Below are 301 nucleotides of genomic sequence, written 5' to 3'. Positions count from 1 at the left end.
AGCCTCCGATGGCGCTCATGCTGCGGTCCGGTTGGATGAAGTCGGGTGCGCCGAGGCCGGTGTGGTCCATGCCGTGGGCTTTGGGTTTGATCCACATGGCGTCTTGCCAGCGTTGGGCGAGTTCCTCGTCGTCCGCTCCGGAGCGAAGGAGTCCCAACAGGTCGAATTCCTGGCGGGAGAACAGGCAGCTCATGATCTTGCCTTCGGCGGTGATCCGTGTGCGCCGGCAATCGGAGCAGAACGGTTCGGTGACGGAGGCGATGATGCCGACGGTGCCCAGGAGCGGACCGGTGGCGTGGGC

At 65.4% G+C, this 301-nt stretch carries 1 pseudogene; it reads right to left on the bottom strand.

What is annotated here, in order from left to right:
- Positions 1-301: pseudogene (locus AC1DJW_RS26670) on the bottom strand (GTP 3',8-cyclase MoaA); the annotation flags it as partial.

Source organism: Arthrobacter sp. 05L417, assembly GCF_056397865.1.
Note: the sequence above shows the minus strand (reverse complement) of the source record. Positions and strands in the feature narration are given on the sequence as shown.